This window comes from Verrucomicrobium sp. BvORR106 (assembly GCF_000739655.1).
Classification (GTDB): domain Bacteria; phylum Verrucomicrobiota; class Verrucomicrobiia; order Verrucomicrobiales; family Verrucomicrobiaceae; genus Verrucomicrobium.
Genome location: NZ_BATR01000154.1, coordinates 1 through 17,681, shown reverse-complemented (window position 1 = coordinate 17,681; position 17,681 = coordinate 1). Strand labels below are relative to the sequence as shown.

Below are 17,681 nucleotides of genomic sequence, written 5' to 3'. Positions count from 1 at the left end.
AAGGAGTTCAGGTTGCATGCGCCGTCATTTGCTCTTGAGTGCCCTAGAACTGCAGAGCCCGATTGACGATGACGAAAAACTTCGCCCACCCCCTCTCGACTTCGCTTCTCTTGTTGACCGCTTGTTCCGCTCCGTTGTTGGGCCAGGTGGCTCCTCAACCGGGAACGGTAGCTCCGCCGCCCTCCAAACTGATTGAGCCTGGATTGGAAAACGCGGTCAAATGGACCTGGCGGGTGGTGCCTCCCGCAGATGATCGCTGGGGTCGGCTCATGGCGGAGATTCGGGCGGCTTCTGCACCTGCGCCAGGCCCAGGTGCCACGGGCGCTCCTGGAGCTCCGGGCGAGGCGGTTCCAGCCATCACTCCCCCGCGTCCTCAGGAGTACACCGTGGAGAAAGGGGATGCGATTGCGAAGATTGCCCGCAAGTTCAGCATGTCGTCAGACCAGTTGAAGCAGGCCAACGGGTTGACGTCAGACGTGATCCGGATCGGCCAGACTCTCAAGATTCCGACGCTGGAGGAACTGAAAGCGATGATCCCGCCGCCGCCTCCCAAGCCGCCGGAAGGTACGGCTGAGACAAAGAAGGCGGGCAAACCTGCCGCCGCTCCCAAGCCGATGCCGGTGTATGGCCTGCAGGCGCAGCAGGAGTATGTGAATGTCCTGCTCCAGGTGTACATGGACCGGGAGGGATTCTCCTGCGGCTACATCGATGGCAAGTCCGGCCCGGTGTTTCAAAAGCTTGTGGAGCTCTTCCTGACCTCCCATGATGGGCTGACTGATCAGACCTCGCTCGTGGAGCGGGCTCGCTCGGTGTTGGGGGAACCCTTCACCACCTATCAATTGCGACCGGATGATCTGCGATTCATCATGGCGGATTCCGCGGGCGCTGGAGCCGCGGCGGCAGCTCCCAAGCGTTCTGCTGCATCGGGCAAAGCTGGGGCGAAGGGGTCGGCGGAGCCAGATCTCACTTATCGGGACCTCGTGGGCCCTCCGCTGCTGCTTTACCGGAGTGCCTGGGAGCTGGTGGCGGAGCGTTTCCACTGCGATGAGGCCTTCCTTCGTCGCCTCAACATCAAGATCAAAGGCACCCCGGTGGTGGGGACGACCTTCAAGGTGCCGAACGTCTTCCCCTTTGAGATTGAGCACGCCACGGAGGGCAGTCTGCAGCCGCTGGCGGACACAGCGGAGCCGGTGACGGCCTCGATCATCGCACTCACCCGTTTGCAGATTTACAAGGGAGGCAAATTGGTGGCGGTCATGCCTGTCGCCACCGCTCGTCCTGGTCTCCGGGGACGTAATTTCTGGACCGTGCTGGATGCCATTCCCGCACCTCGTCTGGCCACTCTTCAAGAAGATCGCGATCCACCCAAAGAGCCTGCGTCCCCTGTGACCTCGATTGGTGCTGCCTCGATCCCCACCCCTGAGGCCGCGCCGCCGAAGGCCAAGTTGGAAGAGGAGCAGTTCCTGGGTTCAGGACCCAACAATCCGGTTGGCATCGTGTGGATCAATCTGGCCCGGGGCAAAGGGGCTGAGCCGCTGCCCTTTGGGCTGCATGGTACGAGCATCCCTGCGAAGATGAATACCCAGGCCGGATTGGGCGGATTCCGCCTCACGAATTGGGACATCGCTCGCGCAGTCAGGCTGATGCCTGCAGGCACCCAGCTTGAGTGGAAGGAGAACTGAGGCGAGGCGGACCGCATGGTCCGGGGTAGGCGGGTGTTGTCTTCGCGTGAACAGACGCGGAGATGACTATTTCCCATTACCCCGGCGGCTCCAACTGAGGGCCAGACGGCCCAGCCAGTGGCCGCGTAGTTTCTTGAGGAGATGGATATCCTCTCCCGAGCGGGCGAGTTTTTCCTCCAACTTTGCCAGCTCAGCAGCCAGCTTGTCCTTCTCTTTGCCAATCGACTCCACCTGCTTCTGCTGGATTCGGTTGGTGACGTGGAGCGTTTCCACATCCCGCACGGCCACGGCAAGCTCCCGCAGGTACACCAGCGCGGCTCTGCGCTCCGCGTCTGCCTGCGTGAGACGATCTTGATCATGGCGGACCGGTTGCTGCTGCCACGTGCGGACCACTTTTTCGTGCAGGGCAGAGAGGCGGTCGATGGCCTGAACAAGTGTGCACTGAGTTCGCGTCATCTCAGTCGCGGACCGGGCGGCTTCCGCATCGTAGGCGGCCAGACAACTCTGAAGGATGGAGGCATCAAAGCCGGGATCGGCACGCTTCGGTGAAAAGTTCTGGCGTTGCAGTGTCTGGAAATTGTCGGCACGGGCCCAGCCGATGAAGCTCTGGTAGTTGGCAATGGCGACGGCGCAACCACTGGCCATGGCCTCCAGCGCGGAGCGCCCTGAGGCCAGGACGATATCGTAGCGTGGGAGCGCCAGCTCGGGCGTGCGCCGGTCCGTCTCCGTCCAGTCGGCAGTGGTCTCCAGCCGGATATGGTGGTGTTCGAAGGCTGGCCGGAGCTTCGCAGCGATGCCCGGTTCACCCAAGCCCCCGCCGAAGAGGAGGGCCCGCTCTGGTTTGGCTGAGGGAGACCGTGTGCCGCGAAAACGATTCGTATCCACCCAGTTGGGGAGATTGGTGACCTGATCCTCCTCCAGCCCCAGATGGATCCGCGTGCTGTCAGCCAGATCCTGGCACATGGCGATGTAGTGCAGGATGCGGGGATGCACGGGTGGGCGTTCCACCCAGGGTGTCCCGCCATGGATGTGGTAAACGGCGGGCGTTTCCGGGAACGCCAGCAGCGCGGTCATGGCATCCAGGTGATGCTGGGCGTGGATGAGATCCGGCTTGAAAGGGCACGCATCCAGCTGCTTCAGGACGGGAATGCTGGAGGCGCTCAGCAACTCCGCAACCTCTCCCAGGGTGGAGCTGTAGGCGGCGACCTCATGGCCGCGGAGTTGCAGTTCCCGGGCTATTTCATAAACCACCAGCTCCGTGCCAGCACGGACTGCCAGGGAGTGGTTGGTGATGAGAATCCGCATGGGAGATCTGGTCAGTGAGCGAGCGCTTCAACAATGTGCACTAGCAGGGGCTGGACTTTCGGGTGGGCGATGGCCAGGACCACGTCTCCAGGTTCCAGGAATGGAGGCACGAACCGGGTCCATTCGTCCACCGCGCCGACGCGTTGCACAGGCGTGGCGCGTGCCACAAGCATACCTTGGACTGTATCGGAAAAGCCTGGGTTGACCGGGGCGCACAGCACTGGCTTGAAGACATCGGCCAGGAGGACGAGGTCAAACTGGCTCATGACGGCAGCGAGCTCGGCGTCCTTGCCCGGCAGGCCGTTGACGATAAACGGCTGGTAGAGCAGGACTTGACGACGGTCGGGAAACTGGAGGCGAAAGTTCTCCAGCACCATCTGGAGGCTCTCGGGCAGGTAGGCCAGGTCGCGGTAGAGATCGATGCCATCGCATGAGCCAACGAGATCCTGACGCCCTTGCACACCCCGGAAGGTGGCGAGATGAGCGGCGGAATGGGCCAGGGGCACACCATGGTGTTTGGCAGCAGAGGCCGCCATCGCGGCATTCAGCACGTTGTGACGCCCGGTGACCGGCAGGGTGAACTCGGTCGCGGCCAGGATGAAGTGGATGCCGTTCTCGTCCTGGTTCCAACGAGTCACCTGAATGTCGGCACTTTCCTCGAATCCGACCCGTAGTTGCAGGCAAGGGGCCATCTCCGCCACCTGGCGGGTCAGGGGGCCATCGTCACCGGTCAGCAGCAGCCCATTGGCCGGCAGTTGGCAGATGAGCGTGCGGAAGTGGCCCAACGATGACTCATCTCCTTTGTGGTACTCGGGATGATCTGGATAGACATTGGTGAGAAGCACCGTGGAGGGCCGGTAGTAGGCAAACTTGGGGCTGTGATCCCAGAAGAGCGTTTCGTAGTCGTCCCCTTCAATGACGTTGAGCCCCTGTCCGGGAAAGCGGGCTGGCGGCATCTCGTCCTTGGGCACGCCTCCGATGAGGTATCCAGGGGAAAGGCCCTCCTTCTCCAGGATCCAGGCCAGCATGGTGGTGGTGGTGGTTTTGCCTTTGGTCCCGGCCACCACGAGATTCTTCTGCCCGTGAAGAAAGTGCTCCAGGAGGAACTGGGGCAATGAATAGTAGGGAATCTGTCCAGCAAGCACCGCCTCCACTTCCGGGTTCCCCCGGGAGTACTGTCGGCTGATCACCACCTTGGACGCGCCGATCACGTGGTCTGGATGAAACTCCAGACGGTGAGATATCCCTTCGGCTTGCAACAAGGCCACTGGCTCGCCATAGGCAATGGGTTCGTCCGAGCCGGTGACGGGAATGCCGGCGCGATGAAGCGCGACAGCGAGGCTGGACATGCCTTTGCCGCAGATGCCTACGAAGTGCACGGGGCCATGGGGGGCATGGGCAGAGGGAGTACCCGAATCGACTGTCGAGATCGGGCTGTTGCTCATGCTTCAGTGTGACAGGTCGCCAATGTTTCGACAATAGCCATTTTCATCGACGGGAGTGAAGAAACGACAGAGCTGTCGCCAACTGGCGTGCGGGGAAGGGGACCGGTGAAAGAGGGGCGCATGGTTGTTTGTCGGAATCGCATTTTCCGCCAATGCTGGTTGGGGAAACTTTCGATCTAAAACGGCCGGTGGCGGATTCATCTGCCATGGGCACGACTATGGATGCGCCGGTGGGCGGACCTGTTCGGTTTTCCATAGAGGAAGCGAGCAGGTTGTTTCCATTATCTGGCAGACGGGGACACCTCCCGAACCTTGCGCTCAGGCTTGCCCGGGCAGTTCCTTGCCGGACGAAGAGCGGGGCAGGTTAGTTCCTGACCCGCCGTCCAACCCAGCTCAGCGCGAGACGCCCCAGCCAATGACTGCGCAACTGAGTGACCAGTTGGGCATCCTTCCCTGAATTGGAGAGTTTTTTCTCCAGTTGCCCAATTTGGGTCGCAAGCTTCTGCTTGGCTTTCGCGGAGGACTGCAGCTGCTTTTCCTGGCTCCGGTTCGCGACGTGGAGCGCTTCCACATCCCGCACAGCCACCGCGAGCTGGCGGAGGTAGGTCAGAGAGGCCTTGCGGTCATCTTCTGCGCGTTCGAGCTCCCAGTCCCGGGCCGCCTGCTGGCGTTGTTCCCAGTTTCGGATGGTGGTGCCGTAGAGTTCCAGCAGACGATCCACTGCAGGTACAAGAGCGCACTGCTCACGAGTCATCTGAGTGACCGCGCGGGCCGCCTCAGCGTCGTAGCCGGAAAGGAAGGTCTGGAGGGTGGAGGCATCAAAGCCGGGATCCGGACGCTTGGGGGCGAAGTTCTGCCGTTTCAGTATCGGAAAGTTTTCAGGGCGGACCCAGCCGGTGCTGCTCTGATGGTTGGCGATGATCACGGCGCAGCCGCTGGCCATGGCCTCCAGGGCGGACCGGCCTGAGGCCAGGGCGATATCGTAGCGAGGGAGGGCCAGTTCAGGCGTGCGCCGATCGGTCTCCGTCCAGTCGGCGGTGCTATCGAGACGGATCCCAAAGGATTCGAAAGCCGGCCGCAGCTTCGTCACCATCGCGGGATCTCCGAGGCCGCCGCCAAACAAGATGGCTCGTTCCGGCTTGGCCGGGGGGATGTGATTGCCTCGAAAGCGGTTGAGATCCACCCAGTTGGGAAGGGAGGATGCCTGGTCTCGTTGCAGGCCCAGATTGATTCTGGTCACATCTGCGAGGTCATCACACATGGCGATGTAGTGCAGGATGCGGGGATGCGCAGGCGGGCGTTCCACCCAGGGCACGCCGCCATGTGTGTGATAGACGGCCGGAGTATTCGGAAACGCCAGCAATGCCGTCATGGCATCCAGGTGGTGCTGACCGTGGATGATGTCCGGTGTGAAGGGGCATTCTTCGGGGCGGTTCACCACTGGAAGGCTTGAGCCGACCAGCAGTTCAGCCACCTCGCCCAAGGTGGAGCTGTAGGCAGCCACCTCATGCCCGCGGCGGCGCAGTTCGCGGCCAATTTCATAGACGACCAGTTCGGTGCCTGCACGAGCCGAGAGGGAGTTGTTCGTGATGAGAACGCGCATGGAAAGAGGCCGGTCAGACAAATCAGAAGGACTGCGGGGAGATGATCGGGAGGGTGAAGGGTTGGAGGAAATCTTGCTCACACCTAGAACTGACGCCACCTGCGATGCCATCTGATGTCAGGGCAATCCACCCAAAAGGTGTAACAGGAAAAAGCAATTCGCAGGGTTTACGGTTGAGCGTACCCCTTTGTGGTGATGCGGCTGCGTACACAGTGCAGTAGGGGTAGAGTAGTTTCCTTTAATTGACGTAGGCAAAATGAGTAGATGTCGGACTGGCGGGCGCAAATAGTGTCCGATGGAAAGCAAATCTCGTAGCGTTTGCCCTGCGAGTTCTGGGTGGTTTAGTTGTCGGCCATGCAGCAGGAAAGCATCGCCAAAGTCGTAGCAGGGATTTCACGGGTCTGGTCCAGGCGAACCATCGTGATCCTCGCTCTCGCGGCTTCCGGGTTCCTGCCGCTCCCGGCCGCAAGTGAGACTGAGCTGGCGTTGCGGACTGATCTGAAAGCTCCGTTTGAGCAACAGAAGGTGAAGGGGGTGATCGTGATCTTCGACTCTGCCACTGGCAAGGCACAGACCAACGACATAGAGCGGGCGAAGAAGCAGTACATCCCTGCCTCTACCTTCAAGATTCCCAACTCGCTGATCGGTCTGAACGTGGGGGCGGTGAAAGGGATAGACGAAGTCCTGCCCTACGGCGGGAAGCCTCAGCCGTTCAAGGAGTGGGAGAAGGACATGAATCTACGCGATGCCATCAAGGTCTCCAACGTGGCTGTCTATCAGGAACTGGCGCGGCGCATCGGCCTGGAACGGATGCAAGGGGCCCTTCGGGAGCTGGGCTATGGCAATATGGAGGCTGGCCCGGTGGTGGATCAGTTCTGGCTGAGTGGGCCGCTGAAGATCTCGGCGCTGGAGCAGACTCAGTTTCTCGCCAAGCTGGTCTCCGGGAGCCTGCCAGTGTCCCCCAAGGCGGTTTCAGATGTGAAGGAGATCACGCTGCTGGAAAAGTCTGCCGCCGTGGCATTGCACGCGAAAACCGGGTGGTGCATCGCCTACCGTCCTGGTCCCGATTTGGGCTGGTGGGTGGGCTGGGTGGAAGATACCGCCACCGGCAGGGTGGTCACCTTTGCCCTGAACATCGATATGGCCGGCAAGGTAGACATTGCGAAGCGTCAGATCATCGGGAAGGCCTGTTTGAAACTTGCTGGGGTGGTGCTGCCGGGTGAATGAGGTCGACTGAGGCGGACGCGTGACCGGACTGGTGGTTGCACCTTGAGTCTGGATAGGTCCGGGCTAGGATGGCCGCCCCATCCCCCAAGCACCCCTGATGATCCGCAATTTCCTCCTCGACTGGTCCGGCACCCTTGCAGACGATCTGGGAGGGGTGCTGACCGCCACCAACGGTGTCTTGGGGCACTACGGAAAGGCCGCGCTGGATCGGGAAGGGTTCCGGGCACTCTTCCGCCTTCCCTACACGGAGTTCTACCGCGAAGTGCTGCCGGATGTGGATCTGGAGGAGGCCAAGGAGCTGTATCTCCGTCACTTCCCGGAAGGGGACGACGTGGTGCCGCTGCTACCCCACGCCCGCACCTTCCTGGAGTATGCGGCCGCGACAGGACGCCGCATGGTATTGCTGAGCAGCGCCCCGCGGGAGCATTTCGAGGCCCAGGCCAAAGCCAATGGGGTGCATGATTTCTTTGAGGCTGCCTACTGTGGGGTGGTGGACAAGCGGGAGGCCATCCACGAGATCCTGGAGCGCCAGGGGATGCTGCCCGTCGAGACGGCCTTCATTGGGGACATGCGTCATGACGTGGAAGCGGCCCATGCAGCGGGAGTGTTGTCTATCGCCACCGCGACCGGGTATGAGTCGCCGACGGTATTGATGCAGGCGCATCCGGAAATTCTGGTGCGCGATTTGTCGCGCCTTCCCCACCTGCTGGGGGGCTGGCATGTTCAGGCCGCTACCACGGCGGGACATGGTGCCGTGCATCCTTTGGCCACCGTGGGGGCCTTGATTCTGGATCAGCAGGGGAGGGTGCTTCTGCTCAAGACGCACAAATGGAGCAACCGCTGGGGCATCCCGGGCGGCAAGATCAAGCGAGGCGAGACCTGTGACGAAGCCTTGCGCCGGGAGATCCTGGAGGAGACGGCGCTGGAGTTGCAGCCGGACATCCGGTTTGTCATGGTGCAGGACTGCGTGGAGCCGCTGGAGTTTGAGCGCAGCGCCCACTTCCTGCTCCTCAACTACTTGGCGGTTTGCGCGTCTTCAGCGCCAGAGGTGCATCTGAATGATGAGGCGGAAGCGTTTCAGTGGCTGCCGTGGGAGGATGCGATGCGGGAAGACCTGAACATCCCCACCCGCATATTGATGGAGGAGATCCGAGATCGCGGCGGTTTCGGGCTCGTGTAGTGTTGGCGTTCGATCAAGATCATGTTTCACCCGGATCAAATTCAAATCGTGGGCCTGGACCTGCCGGTGCGCATTGGCGTGCCGGAGGAGGAGAGGGACAACTGGCAGGTGCTATCTGCGGACATCACTCTGGAGCTGGCCCAGGCGTTTGACGCCATGACGGACGACCTGTCCTGCACGCTGGACTACTCGGTGGCGGCCAATCAGGCGCGGGATCTGGCGGCTGGTCGACCGAGGTTGCTCCTTGAGACGCTGGCGGCTGAGCTGGTCGCCTACTTTTTGGGGGATGACCGCGTCAACTGTGTCGAAGTGACGCTTCGCAAGCGTATCCTTCCTGGAACCGATCATGTCGCGGTGAAAATGCGACGCTCAAAGCGGGTGGCATAGCCGTTGAACAAGAAAAACTTGCGCGCAAGCTCGCCCGCATGTTTGTCTAGCCCTACGCCATGCTCCCACATGGCATGCATCATGTCCGAACGGCCCCTCAACCCCGATCCCGATCAGGAATTCGTCGAGCGCTCCCAAAACGGGGACACGCGCGCATTTGATGAACTGGTCAGGAAGTACACGCCCAAGCTGTACGGACTGGTGTACAACATGACCTCCAACCGGGAGGACACGGCAGATCTGCTACAGGACATCTTTGCCAAGGCCTACCGGTCGCTGAAGCGTTTCCAGGGGAAGAGCACGTTTTACACGTGGATCTACTCGATCAGTGTCAATATGACACTCAACTTTCTCAAGAAGCGGGGGCGCTACACCAAGCTCAGCCTGGATGATGTGGACAACGGGATCCAGAATGACCCGGACTTTATCAAGCTCACATCAGGGGGGAATCCGCTGAAGGATGTAAACATCCACGAACTTCAAAAACGTTTGAACGAGGCCATGATGAAGCTGTCCGAAGACCATCGCACAGTGGTCACTCTATACGACATCCAGGGCTTGCAGCATGCCGACATCAGCAAGATTCTGGGGGTCAGTGAAGGCACCGTGCGTTCCCGACTATTTTATGCCCACCGACAGCTTCAGAATTATCTTGAGGAATTCCGCAAGTAAACCGATAGCAATCGTGGAGAGCACTACCCCATAAGACGCATCCAAGAGGAACTCTATGAGCGACTTCGACGACATCCAAAACCTGATCCGCTTGAAGCGGCATGAGCAGCCCTCTCCTGATTTTGTGGACGATTTTGTTCACGCCTTTCAGCAACGCCAACGTGCGGAGCTGTTGAACAGTTCGGCGCGTGGCCTTCTCTGGGAGCGCGTGACGACCTACTTCGATGGGCTGTTTGCTCCGAAGTGGGCCATGGCTGGCGCCGCGGCAGTGGCCATGTTGGGAACGGCCATCGTTCTCCGCCCAAGTCAAGGCGGCAGCACCTTCGCCAACAACAATGCCACCCAGACTCCAGCGGGCACCTACATCGCTCCGATCTCGGACGAAGAAGTGCGCCAGTATCTTCTTTCCCGCCACTATCAGGGCGGATTTGGGGATGAGCGTGAGCGTCGTCTTGTCGCCCATGATCAGATGGCTGTGAGCCCCGTCGGTTTCAAGCTGGACGTGGAGTACTAGGAGTCTCCTCCAACTGGAACCTTGTTTCTTGAAACCCGGACTGAGTCCGGGTTTTCTTGTTTTGGGGATGGGAGATGGGGGCAGGCAACGATTAACCGGCGTTTTCGGAGAGGCGGGTGGGGAACTGCTTGTTCTGCATATTGTGAAAAACGCCCAAAGTCTGGCGACGAAGTCGCTGTGGAGTGCGGCGTGAAGCGCCGCTTTCGCCTGCCGGATGGACTTGTGCTGAGGTGAGACGTAGCAGCAGCAGTGTCAGCAGTCGAAGTTTCGTGACCAGTCGTCCCAATTTCCCTGCTCGCCTCAATAGGTTCGAGGAAGTAGAATTGGTGCCGCGAAAGCGGCGGTTCCCGCGCGCACTCCACAGCGACTGCGTCGCCAGGTGTTGTGAGTCCACGGAAAGTCAGCCGTACTTCTGGCCTCCGATCTGCAGTTGAGGAGGCCGGGCCTTCAGCCCTCTTACCTTTTTGTTTCCTTTGCCCCTGGAGGGTGTGATTGAGTTCTTGTGGAGAAATTCCGGTTCACCAATGGTGAAAGCTCACGGAGCCCGCCGCCCAAACTTCCTTTCCAGCTCGGCAAAGGAGATCTGGATCAACGTGGGGCGTCCGTGGGGGCAGCAGTAGGGCATCTCGCAGGTGAAGAGGTCCTGAAGCAGCTTCCGCAACTCGGGTTCGCGTAAATCATCATTGGCCTTCACCGCGTGGCGGCACACGGTCGTGGCGATCATGTCCTCACCCAGCCGGAGGGAGGAGGTGCGGCTGCTGGCGCTGGCCAGTTCCTCCATGATATCCCGCAGGAGTGAGAGCGGATCATCCGTGCGGATGAAGGTGGGCATGGCATCTACCTTGAAAGCGTTGGCCCCGAAGGGTTCGGCTTCGACGCCCAGTTTTTGCAGGGTCGGCAGGCTGCGGGACATTAGGTCGAAGTCACGTGGCGACACCTCCAGCGTCAGGGGGAGCAGAAGGCGCTGGCTTGGCACGCCCTGTTGCTCCATCGCGTTGCGCATTTGCTCGAAGAGCACTCGCTCATGCGCGGCATGCTGGTCCATGAGCACGAGCCCTTCGCTGCTTTCCATGAGGACGTAGAGCTTGTGAAGCACGCCGAGGATGCGGAAGGAATCCGCTGACACTTCCGACGGGGCACCGGGTGGAGGTGGCGCAGGTGTGGGTGCGTGGGATGCGATGGGAGAAGGGGCCTCGGGCGTCGCGTCTACTTCGACAGACTCTGATTCCGATGAGGTCGTGGCAGAGTCCGTATTCGGCGTGGCGAAAGGCTGGGGGCGGGGCTCAAATTGAGGTGCCCGCGGGGCGGGGGCGACGCTTCGGGAAGGGCTGGGAGGTGTCCAGGTGGGGAGTTCTGCCCAGTCGCGCCGCAGGGACTTTTGTTCGCTCTCCGGAATCAGGGGCGGCATCTGCTCCAGCACTTCCTGCCGGGTGGGCTGGGCAGCGCGCTGGGCACTGCCGGTCATGTGCCCGGTGGAGATTTCGGACGAAGCCGCGAGAGCGCGGGATACGGCCTGGACCACGGCTTCCCGGACGCCATGACCATCATGAAACCGCACCTCTTTTTTGGCTGGGTGCACGTTGATGTCAAAGGCCTCGGGGGGCATGTTGAGGAACAGAAACGTGATGGGGTGCTGCCCCTTCATGAGACTGGTGTGGTAGCCCTCCCGTAGGCCAAAGTTAACCGTCGCGCTGTCCACCGGACGTCCGTTCAGGAACGTGAGCTGCATCTGCCGGTTCGGCCGGCTCACCCCGGGGCCGCTGATGAAACCTCGTACCGTGACACCGTTAAGAGTGAAGGAGGGAACCTCCAGCAGGCGGCGGGCGGTTTCGCGCCCGCTCAGTCCCTCAATGCGATGCCGCAGGTCCTGTGTGGCAGGCAGGTGGAACAGGACCTCACCATCACGCACGAGCGTGAAAGCGACGTGCGCGTTGGCAATGGCATGCAGCCGGAACTGCTGTTCCACATGGGAAAACTCTGTCTGCTCCGAGCGCAGAAATTTGCGACGGGCAGGAATATTGAAGAAGAGCGCGCGGGCTTCCACGACGGTACCGGGAGCGCCGCCATAGTCTTTGACGCTAACCATCCTGCCCCCTTGGATTTCCACTTCTGTGCCAGAGAGAGCTTCCGGTTCCCGGCTCGCCAGACGGAAGCGTGAAACGCTCGCAATGCTGGGCATGGCCTCACCACGGAAGCCAAAAGTGCGGATGGCTGCGAGGTCTTCTTTTGATCGGATCTTGCTCGTGGCATGACGCTCCAGACAGAGCAGCGCATCTTCGCGATCCATGCCATGTCCGTTGTCCGTCACGCGAATGAGTGCGGTGCCGCCGCGCTGCACATGGACCTCTACGTGGGAGGCACCAGCATCAAGACTGTTTTCCACCAGTTCGCGCACGACAGCGGCAGGCCTCTCCACGACTTCTCCTGCTGCTACCTGGCTTGCGAGGGCGTCAGAAAGGATGCGAATTTTGCTCATTGGAATCTTGCCAGATATGAAAAGCCTGCTACGTAACTTTTATCAGCGTCCGCCGCGCTCATCCATCAGAGTGGCTAAAGCCACCGTTACTCACGATGAGTCTGTTTTATGGCGCGCCGACGCTTGCCCCTGGTCATGATTGCCGTCACTGATAACGCCGTCAAACATCTGCGTGAGCTTTTGGAAAGCCAGAATGCTGCCGCGGGTGTGGGGCTCCGTCTGCTGGTGAAAAAAGGGGGCTGTGCGGGATGGGAATATGCGATGAAACTGGACGCGCCCGGCGCCACCGACAGGGTCTTCGGCCCTGAAGGAGTGTCTGTGATCGTGGACCCGGAGAGCCTCGAATTTCTCGATGGCTCCCAGCTGGACTACAGCGAGGGCCTGAGCGATGCCGGTTTCAAAGTTGAGAATCCCAATGCCGCAAGAAGCTGTGGATGTGGATCTTCTTTCGAACCAAAAACAAACTAGAGCGTCGAAAGTGTTCGAGAAATCCCCACAAACGCCTTTCTCATTGGTGATAGAGCTGGTAAGATAGACCAATGATACAGATTTCTTAACCATTTTTCGCCTGACTCCTTTTTCATGAATGCCCAATTTCTCAGTGGTTCTGACTACCGTGCCCGTGGGGGAGGTGGCAACTACAACGCCAAGAAGAGCAAGGACAGCGGACTGTTTTGGTGGACCATCCTGATCACGCTGCTTCTGGGCCTCGCCACCTTTTGCTGGTTCTTCAGCATCATGGTGTTCAAGTATCCGGAGAAACCCTTTAACTACCGGTTGCTCACCAAGCTGGAAAAACTGGAGCCGATCAAGAAGTTCGATCCGCTCCTCATCCCCAAGGGCAGTTTCCTCTCCCCACGGGATCTGTTGAAGAAGTATTACGACTATAACCCGGAGCAGCTTCAGGTGGTCAATGACCTGCTCAAGCGCTCGTACATCCTGAACTACTCGGAAGAGAGTCCGGTGTACGTGAAAGGCAACTACATCGTGGTGAGCGCCCGCTCTCTGGCCGCAGGGGACTTTGTGGACAAGGGCTGGATTGTCCGTCTCCGCTCGACAGAGCTGGAAGACGTGGAAGTGGAGTTCCTGTTCCCTGGTACCGGGATTGAGGCTGCTCCTTATCACGAGGGAGACAGCATCGCCCTGGATAACAAGACCACCTTCGGTAGCGTGCTTCACGTGGAGCGCAATTACGCCACGGATGGCCTTTGCGCGACCGTGGTGCCCATCGCCTATGGCGAGTTCGCGGTGGCCGATCAGCAGAAGGTTGAGCTCGTGCCGCCCACCGTGCTGAACGTGGCTGCTGCGCTGCCCATCACCTCCTTTGACGAGAGCAAGGCAAGTGTCTCCTCCAAGGTGGCAGCCCAGTCTGGGTTGAAGTAACGACGGACGAGAGCACAAGACTGTTTGCAAGGGCGGAGCCGAGAGGTTCCGCCCTTTCCTTTTGTGGTAGGGGGCCGCCGAAAATGGGGCGACTTGGCTCAACCCACCCTGCGAGCCGCGGCACCGATGATGACACCGACGCCGAAAGCGATGAGCATGGATTTGAGAGGATGGGCGTAAAACTGGGTTTCAGCCTGCTGGCGGAGCCGACCGGCGACGTCGTGGCTGGCGGAGGGGGCCTGGCGGGTCACAGAGCGATAGGGCGGGCTGCCCTCACTGATCATGGTTTGGGCTGCTTCTTCGTCAGTCAGGGCCACCAGAGGCGCATGTTCATGGCTCGGATTCATACACAGGGACATCGAAATTCCGATCCTGCCCGCGTGTATGCCTTCATGCGGTGGCGAGGGGCCTTGGCGTAGCTGCCTCAGTCAGGACCTGCCAAAGGAAGGATGGCTAGGCCATTCAGGTGGTTGAGCGTCGACGGCGGAAGATCAGGCAGGATAATGCAAGGAGGCTGAGTGCTGCGACCGACGGCTCGGGAACGCTGGAGGTGAGTACGACGTTGTCGAGCATGAAGTCCAGGCCGGTTACGCCGAAGCCGTTGGCGATCGCAATCTCGTCGAAGCTGGTGATCAGGGTTGTGGTGTCCGAGGCGGTGATGGTGGTTCCATCGATAGTGAGAGACAGGCCCATCACCGTGGCAGAGGTGCGGGTGAGCGTGAAGGAAGCGGTGTGAATGGCGTCGTCATTGATGCCAAAGCCGGTGCTGGAAGCGGTCTTGCTGGTGCGATCCGTGCCTCCCAGAATGGGGGCGGTCAGTCCGGTCTCCTCGTAGAACACATTGTTCGAGGCGGTGGCGGAACCTCCGCTTCCTACCTGCACATAGTATCCGGCGTCGTTGGCGCTTGCAGCTTGATTGTCTCCGGTGACCGCGGTCCCTTGGGAGTTGAAGAGGCCGAACCGGAAGTTGGCTTCGTTGGCTCCGGCGGCGCTGTTGTTGGTGTAGCGGAAGGAGAAGCTGAGCGTGAGATAGTCTCCGGTGTTGTCCAGATTGATGGAGGAGGAGAGGGGGATGATGATGCCTTCGCTCTGGCCGCCAGCCGTCGTGTCATCAAACGCAAGGACGTTGGAGCCGAAGGTCGCGTCGTTGGTGATGGTGAGCGTTTGGGTGGCCGATAATGCGCGAGTGTAGAAGGCGGCCCCTGTGCCAGAGGCTACTGTGCGATCCCCGGTGGGGTGAGTGGTCGTTTCAAAGCCATCGTTCACGATGGTGACTGCGTGAGCCGGGGTCAGGTCATGGCAAAGCGACAGCGCCGCGACGAGGGGGAGGCATCGGAAGGCTGGCATGATGCTGACAAGGGTACCGAAACTGCCCTCGGCCCGGCAACCCTATGACGCCTACTGGTTCTCTCCGTAGGGCCAGATCCGCTTGGGCGACTAAGCGGGCTATTTAATGGGGGATAAACTGCCAGGGTTAGTTTTGAGCAAGGAGCTGCAAAACGCGGTGTTTTCCTGTGATATGGATAATTTAATAATCACAATAATTGTAATTTGAATTAAACTTCGAGAAGTGGTTAGATGTTGGGCGACCCTGAATGTCTGAATGGTCATGAATTCCTGTTGAATCAGCCATCAAGGCATCAGCGTGCCTGATGTTATGAGTGCCCCCGCAACCCCAACGTATGAGCGGAATCTTCCGGCGGAGTTGTACAAGGTGCGTCCCCACATCTGGGTGGGTGACATGCTCTTGGACTGGGCCACGATCGTGGCCACGTTCTTCACCTACGCGTGGATTGATTCCATTTTCTTCGCCCCTGTCGCTGCTCTAATCATCGGTGCCCGTATCCAGGCACTCGGGCTCCTGGTGCATGACGCCACCCACCGGGTGGCGTTCAAGACGAAGTGGCTCAATGAATTCCTGGGTGAGACCCTGGTGGCGTGGCCGCTCTTCATCGTCATTGAGAAAGGCTACCGGCCCTGGCATTTCGAGCATCACCGTCACTTGGGCACCGATCATGATCCAGAGCTGGATTCCTACCGGTCGGATTCGCCCTATGACAAGCCCGTGACCTGGCGTCGGGTCTGGCGCTATTTTGTGACGGACCTGTTCGGGCTCGGCCTGTACGATCTCTTCAAGTTCCTCAAGGCCATCTTTCCGTACAAGCAGCCGTGGCGCATCTTGGGACCGCTGGGAATGTACGCCGCGTTCTTCGCGCTCACCTACTGGCTGGGCGCGCTGTGGGTCTTTTGTCTCTGGATTTGGTCCATCGTCGCCGGGTTCTGGGCGGTGTTTCGCATTCGGACTTGGACGGAGCATGTGGGGATTGAGCCCCGGGGCAAGGAGACCTCCCACCGGTTCTCGCCCGGCTGGGATCCTCATTCCCCCGGTTGGCTGGGCAAGTTCCTGTTCTTTCCCCACAACACATTCTGCCACTATGAGCACCACAAGTTCCCGCAGGTGCCTTATTACAATCTGCCTGCCTTGCGGAAGGTGGAGGAGTCCCGGCCAGTGACGCCTTTGGGGGATCTGTTTCCAGCGACGTAGGCGATTGCGCGATTGGGTGGGGGGCAGCCGTGAGATCCGGCGTCCCTCCGGGACGCAAATGCATTATCGATCGGTAGCCGGTGGTTGGCACCACCGGCTACATTCCAGCGTCCCTCCGGGACGGGGGCGTTCGTCTGGGAGCCGACCGCATAGTCATTCCTGAACCAGCGAAGCGTCTCAACCAGCCGCCCCCTCGGGGCGCGTCTCAACGGCGAAGCCCCTCAACTCTCCTTATTACCAGTTGTCAGGGGCGCACCTTGGGCGGAGTATCCCGCCCTTTTTTCATTTTCAGAGTCATGAGCAGCGAGCGCCGCAAGCAGTATCCCTTCGACGAGTTTGAACCCCAATGGCAGTCCCACTGGGACGCCAACAAGTCTTTCCGTACCCTCGGGCCGGGCGATGAGGGGTTTGATGCCAGCAAGCCGAAGTACTTCGTGCTCGACATGTTCCCGTATCCCAGCGGTCAGGGGTTGCACGTCGGCCACCCGGAAGGGTACACGGCCACGGACATCGTGGCGCGGTACAAGCGCATGACGGGCCACAACGTCCTGCACCCCATGGGCTGGGACGCCTTTGGTCTGCCGGCCGAGCAGTATGCCATCAAGACAGGGCAACATCCGCGGACGACCACAGAGAAGAACGTGGAGAACTTCCGCAACCAGCTGAAGAGGCTGGGCTTTGCCTATGACTGGGATCGCGAGGTGAACACTACGGACCCAGGTTATTTCAAATGGACGCAGTGGATCTTCACCCAGCTGTACAATTCCTACTTCGATCCGGCTACGAACAAGGCGCGGCCGGTGCAGGAACTGGAGGCGCAAGGGCTGTCCCGGGATGAGATCGACGCACGTCGTCTGGCCTTCGTCTCCGAGGCTCCGGTCAACTGGTGCCCGGAGTTGGGCACGGTGCTGGCCAATGAAGAAGTCATCGATGGCAAGAGCGAGGTGGGCGGCTTCCCCGTGGAGCGTCGGCCCATGCGGCAGTGGATGCTGCGCATCACATCCTTTGCCCAGCGTCTGATGGACGAGCTCGACGGTCTGGACTGGCCGGAGAGCATCAAGCTGCTGCAGCGCAACTGGATCGGCCGCAGCGAAGGCGCCGAGGTGGTCTTCCAGATTGAGAATCCGGAGTCTGCTGGGGTTTCCCATCCGGTGACTGTGTTCACCACGCGCCCTGACACCTTGTTTGGGGCCACGTACATGGTGCTGTCTCCCGAGCATCCGCTGGTCTCAGAACTGACGACTGCCTGCGGCAGAACGGAT

The 17,681-nt window shown here is 60.2% G+C and carries 16 protein-coding genes; 10 read left to right on the top strand and 6 right to left on the bottom strand.

Going from position 1 to position 17,681, the window contains the following annotated elements; all coding sequences use genetic code 11:
• Positions 1-68: 68 nt before the first annotated feature.
• Complete coding sequence (locus BV106_RS27255) at positions 69-1,682, top strand: LysM peptidoglycan-binding domain-containing protein (RefSeq protein WP_038170052.1); 1,614 nt, start codon at positions 69-71, stop codon at positions 1,680-1,682.
• Positions 1,683-1,748: 66 nt separating this feature from the next.
• Here the strand turns inward: BV106_RS27255 and BV106_RS27250 are convergent, their stop codons facing one another.
• From BV106_RS27250 to BV106_RS27240, 3 genes are all read right to left on the bottom strand, one after another.
• Positions 1,749-2,987, bottom strand: a complete 1,239-nt coding sequence (locus BV106_RS27250; protein ID WP_038170050.1) for a glycosyltransferase — start codon at positions 2,985-2,987, stop codon at positions 1,749-1,751.
• 11 nt (positions 2,988-2,998) lie between these two features.
• A complete protein-coding gene (locus BV106_RS27245; protein ID WP_081892335.1) occupies positions 2,999-4,432 on the bottom strand; it encodes a Mur ligase family protein in 1,434 nt (477 codons plus the stop codon).
• Between the two features lie 364 nt (positions 4,433-4,796).
• Positions 4,797-6,035 (bottom strand): hypothetical protein, encoded by a 1,239-nt coding sequence (locus BV106_RS27240; RefSeq protein WP_038170048.1) that lies wholly within the window; start codon positions 6,033-6,035, stop codon positions 4,797-4,799.
• A gap of 354 nt (positions 6,036-6,389) precedes the next feature.
• Between BV106_RS27240 and blaOXA the strand changes: the two genes are divergently transcribed.
• The 5 genes from blaOXA (at position 6,390) to BV106_RS27210 (ending at position 10,015) form a co-directional block, all read left to right on the top strand.
• Positions 6,390-7,262: a class D beta-lactamase gene (gene blaOXA / locus BV106_RS27235; RefSeq protein WP_051946394.1), complete on the top strand. Its 873-nt coding sequence runs from the start codon at positions 6,390-6,392 to the stop codon at positions 7,260-7,262.
• A gap of 97 nt (positions 7,263-7,359) precedes the next feature.
• Positions 7,360-8,442, top strand: a complete 1,083-nt coding sequence (locus BV106_RS37645) for an NUDIX domain-containing protein (RefSeq protein WP_051946393.1) — start codon at positions 7,360-7,362, stop codon at positions 8,440-8,442.
• Between the two features lie 21 nt (positions 8,443-8,463).
• On the top strand, positions 8,464-8,829 hold the full coding sequence (locus tag BV106_RS27220; RefSeq protein ID WP_038170047.1) for a dihydroneopterin aldolase: 366 nt from the start codon (positions 8,464-8,466) through the stop codon (positions 8,827-8,829).
• Between the two features lie 81 nt (positions 8,830-8,910).
• Positions 8,911-9,501, top strand: a complete 591-nt coding sequence (locus tag BV106_RS27215; RefSeq protein ID WP_265596115.1) for a sigma-70 family RNA polymerase sigma factor — start codon at positions 8,911-8,913, stop codon at positions 9,499-9,501.
• A gap of 55 nt (positions 9,502-9,556) precedes the next feature.
• Positions 9,557-10,015 carry a hypothetical protein gene (locus BV106_RS27210; protein WP_038170044.1) on the top strand — a complete coding sequence of 153 codons (459 nt, stop codon included), beginning with the start codon at positions 9,557-9,559 and terminating at the stop codon, positions 10,013-10,015.
• A 535-nt stretch (positions 10,016-10,550) separates the two neighbouring features.
• Here BV106_RS27210 and mutL read toward each other — a convergent pair.
• Positions 10,551-12,491, bottom strand: a complete 1,941-nt coding sequence (gene mutL / locus BV106_RS27205) for a DNA mismatch repair endonuclease MutL (protein ID WP_038170042.1) — start codon at positions 12,489-12,491, stop codon at positions 10,551-10,553.
• A 135-nt stretch (positions 12,492-12,626) separates the two neighbouring features.
• On the opposite strand from mutL, the gene BV106_RS27200 reads away from it, so the two are divergent.
• Complete coding sequence (locus tag BV106_RS27200) at positions 12,627-12,959, top strand: iron-sulfur cluster assembly accessory protein (protein WP_038170065.1); 333 nt, start codon at positions 12,627-12,629, stop codon at positions 12,957-12,959.
• A gap of 114 nt (positions 12,960-13,073) precedes the next feature.
• The gene (locus BV106_RS27195) at positions 13,074-13,874 is read left to right on the top strand and encodes a hypothetical protein (RefSeq protein WP_038170040.1); all 801 of its coding nucleotides are present in this window, start codon (positions 13,074-13,076) and stop codon (positions 13,872-13,874) included.
• 98 nt (positions 13,875-13,972) lie between these two features.
• Here BV106_RS27195 and BV106_RS27190 read toward each other — a convergent pair whose 3' ends face one another.
• On the bottom strand, positions 13,973-14,221 hold the full coding sequence (locus BV106_RS27190; protein WP_038170039.1) for a hypothetical protein: 249 nt from the start codon (positions 14,219-14,221) through the stop codon (positions 13,973-13,975).
• A gap of 115 nt (positions 14,222-14,336) precedes the next feature.
• The gene (locus BV106_RS27185) at positions 14,337-15,221 is read right to left on the bottom strand and encodes a PEP-CTERM sorting domain-containing protein (RefSeq protein WP_038170038.1); all 885 of its coding nucleotides are present in this window, start codon (positions 15,219-15,221) and stop codon (positions 14,337-14,339) included.
• A gap of 310 nt (positions 15,222-15,531) precedes the next feature.
• On the opposite strand from BV106_RS27185, the gene BV106_RS27180 reads away from it, so the two are divergent.
• Positions 15,532-16,419 (top strand): fatty acid desaturase, encoded by an 888-nt coding sequence (locus BV106_RS27180; RefSeq protein ID WP_038170036.1) that lies wholly within the window; start codon positions 15,532-15,534, stop codon positions 16,417-16,419.
• A 296-nt stretch (positions 16,420-16,715) separates the two neighbouring features.
• The coding region (locus BV106_RS27175; protein ID WP_038170035.1) for a class I tRNA ligase family protein at positions 16,716-17,681 on the top strand (966 nt) is incomplete at its 3' end.

Excerpts from the sequence above, each read along its gene's own strand:
- BV106_RS27255 (WP_038170052.1), top strand. The coding sequence starts at position 69 with ATGACGAAAAACTTCGCCCACCCCCTCTCGACTTCGCTTCTCTTGTTG.
- BV106_RS27250 (WP_038170050.1), bottom strand. The coding sequence starts at position 2,987 with ATGCGGATTCTCATCACCAACCACTCCCTGGCAGTCCGTGCTGGCACG.
- BV106_RS27245 (WP_081892335.1), bottom strand. The coding sequence starts at position 4,432 with ATGAGCAACAGCCCGATCTCGACAGTCGATTCGGGTACTCCCTCTGCC.
- BV106_RS27240 (WP_038170048.1), bottom strand. The coding sequence starts at position 6,035 with ATGCGCGTTCTCATCACGAACAACTCCCTCTCGGCTCGTGCAGGCACC.
- blaOXA (WP_051946394.1), top strand. The coding sequence starts at position 6,390 with ATGCAGCAGGAAAGCATCGCCAAAGTCGTAGCAGGGATTTCACGGGTC.
- BV106_RS37645 (WP_051946393.1), top strand. The coding sequence starts at position 7,360 with ATGATCCGCAATTTCCTCCTCGACTGGTCCGGCACCCTTGCAGACGAT.
- BV106_RS27220 (WP_038170047.1), top strand. The coding sequence starts at position 8,464 with ATGTTTCACCCGGATCAAATTCAAATCGTGGGCCTGGACCTGCCGGTG.
- BV106_RS27215 (WP_265596115.1), top strand. The coding sequence starts at position 8,911 with ATGTCCGAACGGCCCCTCAACCCCGATCCCGATCAGGAATTCGTCGAG.
- BV106_RS27210 (WP_038170044.1), top strand. The coding sequence starts at position 9,557 with ATGAGCGACTTCGACGACATCCAAAACCTGATCCGCTTGAAGCGGCAT.
- mutL (WP_038170042.1), bottom strand. The coding sequence starts at position 12,491 with ATGAGCAAAATTCGCATCCTTTCTGACGCCCTCGCAAGCCAGGTAGCA.
- BV106_RS27200 (WP_038170065.1), top strand. The coding sequence starts at position 12,627 with ATGATTGCCGTCACTGATAACGCCGTCAAACATCTGCGTGAGCTTTTG.
- BV106_RS27195 (WP_038170040.1), top strand. The coding sequence starts at position 13,074 with ATGAATGCCCAATTTCTCAGTGGTTCTGACTACCGTGCCCGTGGGGGA.
- BV106_RS27190 (WP_038170039.1), bottom strand. The coding sequence starts at position 14,221 with ATGAATCCGAGCCATGAACATGCGCCTCTGGTGGCCCTGACTGACGAA.
- BV106_RS27185 (WP_038170038.1), bottom strand. The coding sequence starts at position 15,221 with ATGCCAGCCTTCCGATGCCTCCCCCTCGTCGCGGCGCTGTCGCTTTGC.
- BV106_RS27180 (WP_038170036.1), top strand. The coding sequence starts at position 15,532 with ATGAGTGCCCCCGCAACCCCAACGTATGAGCGGAATCTTCCGGCGGAG.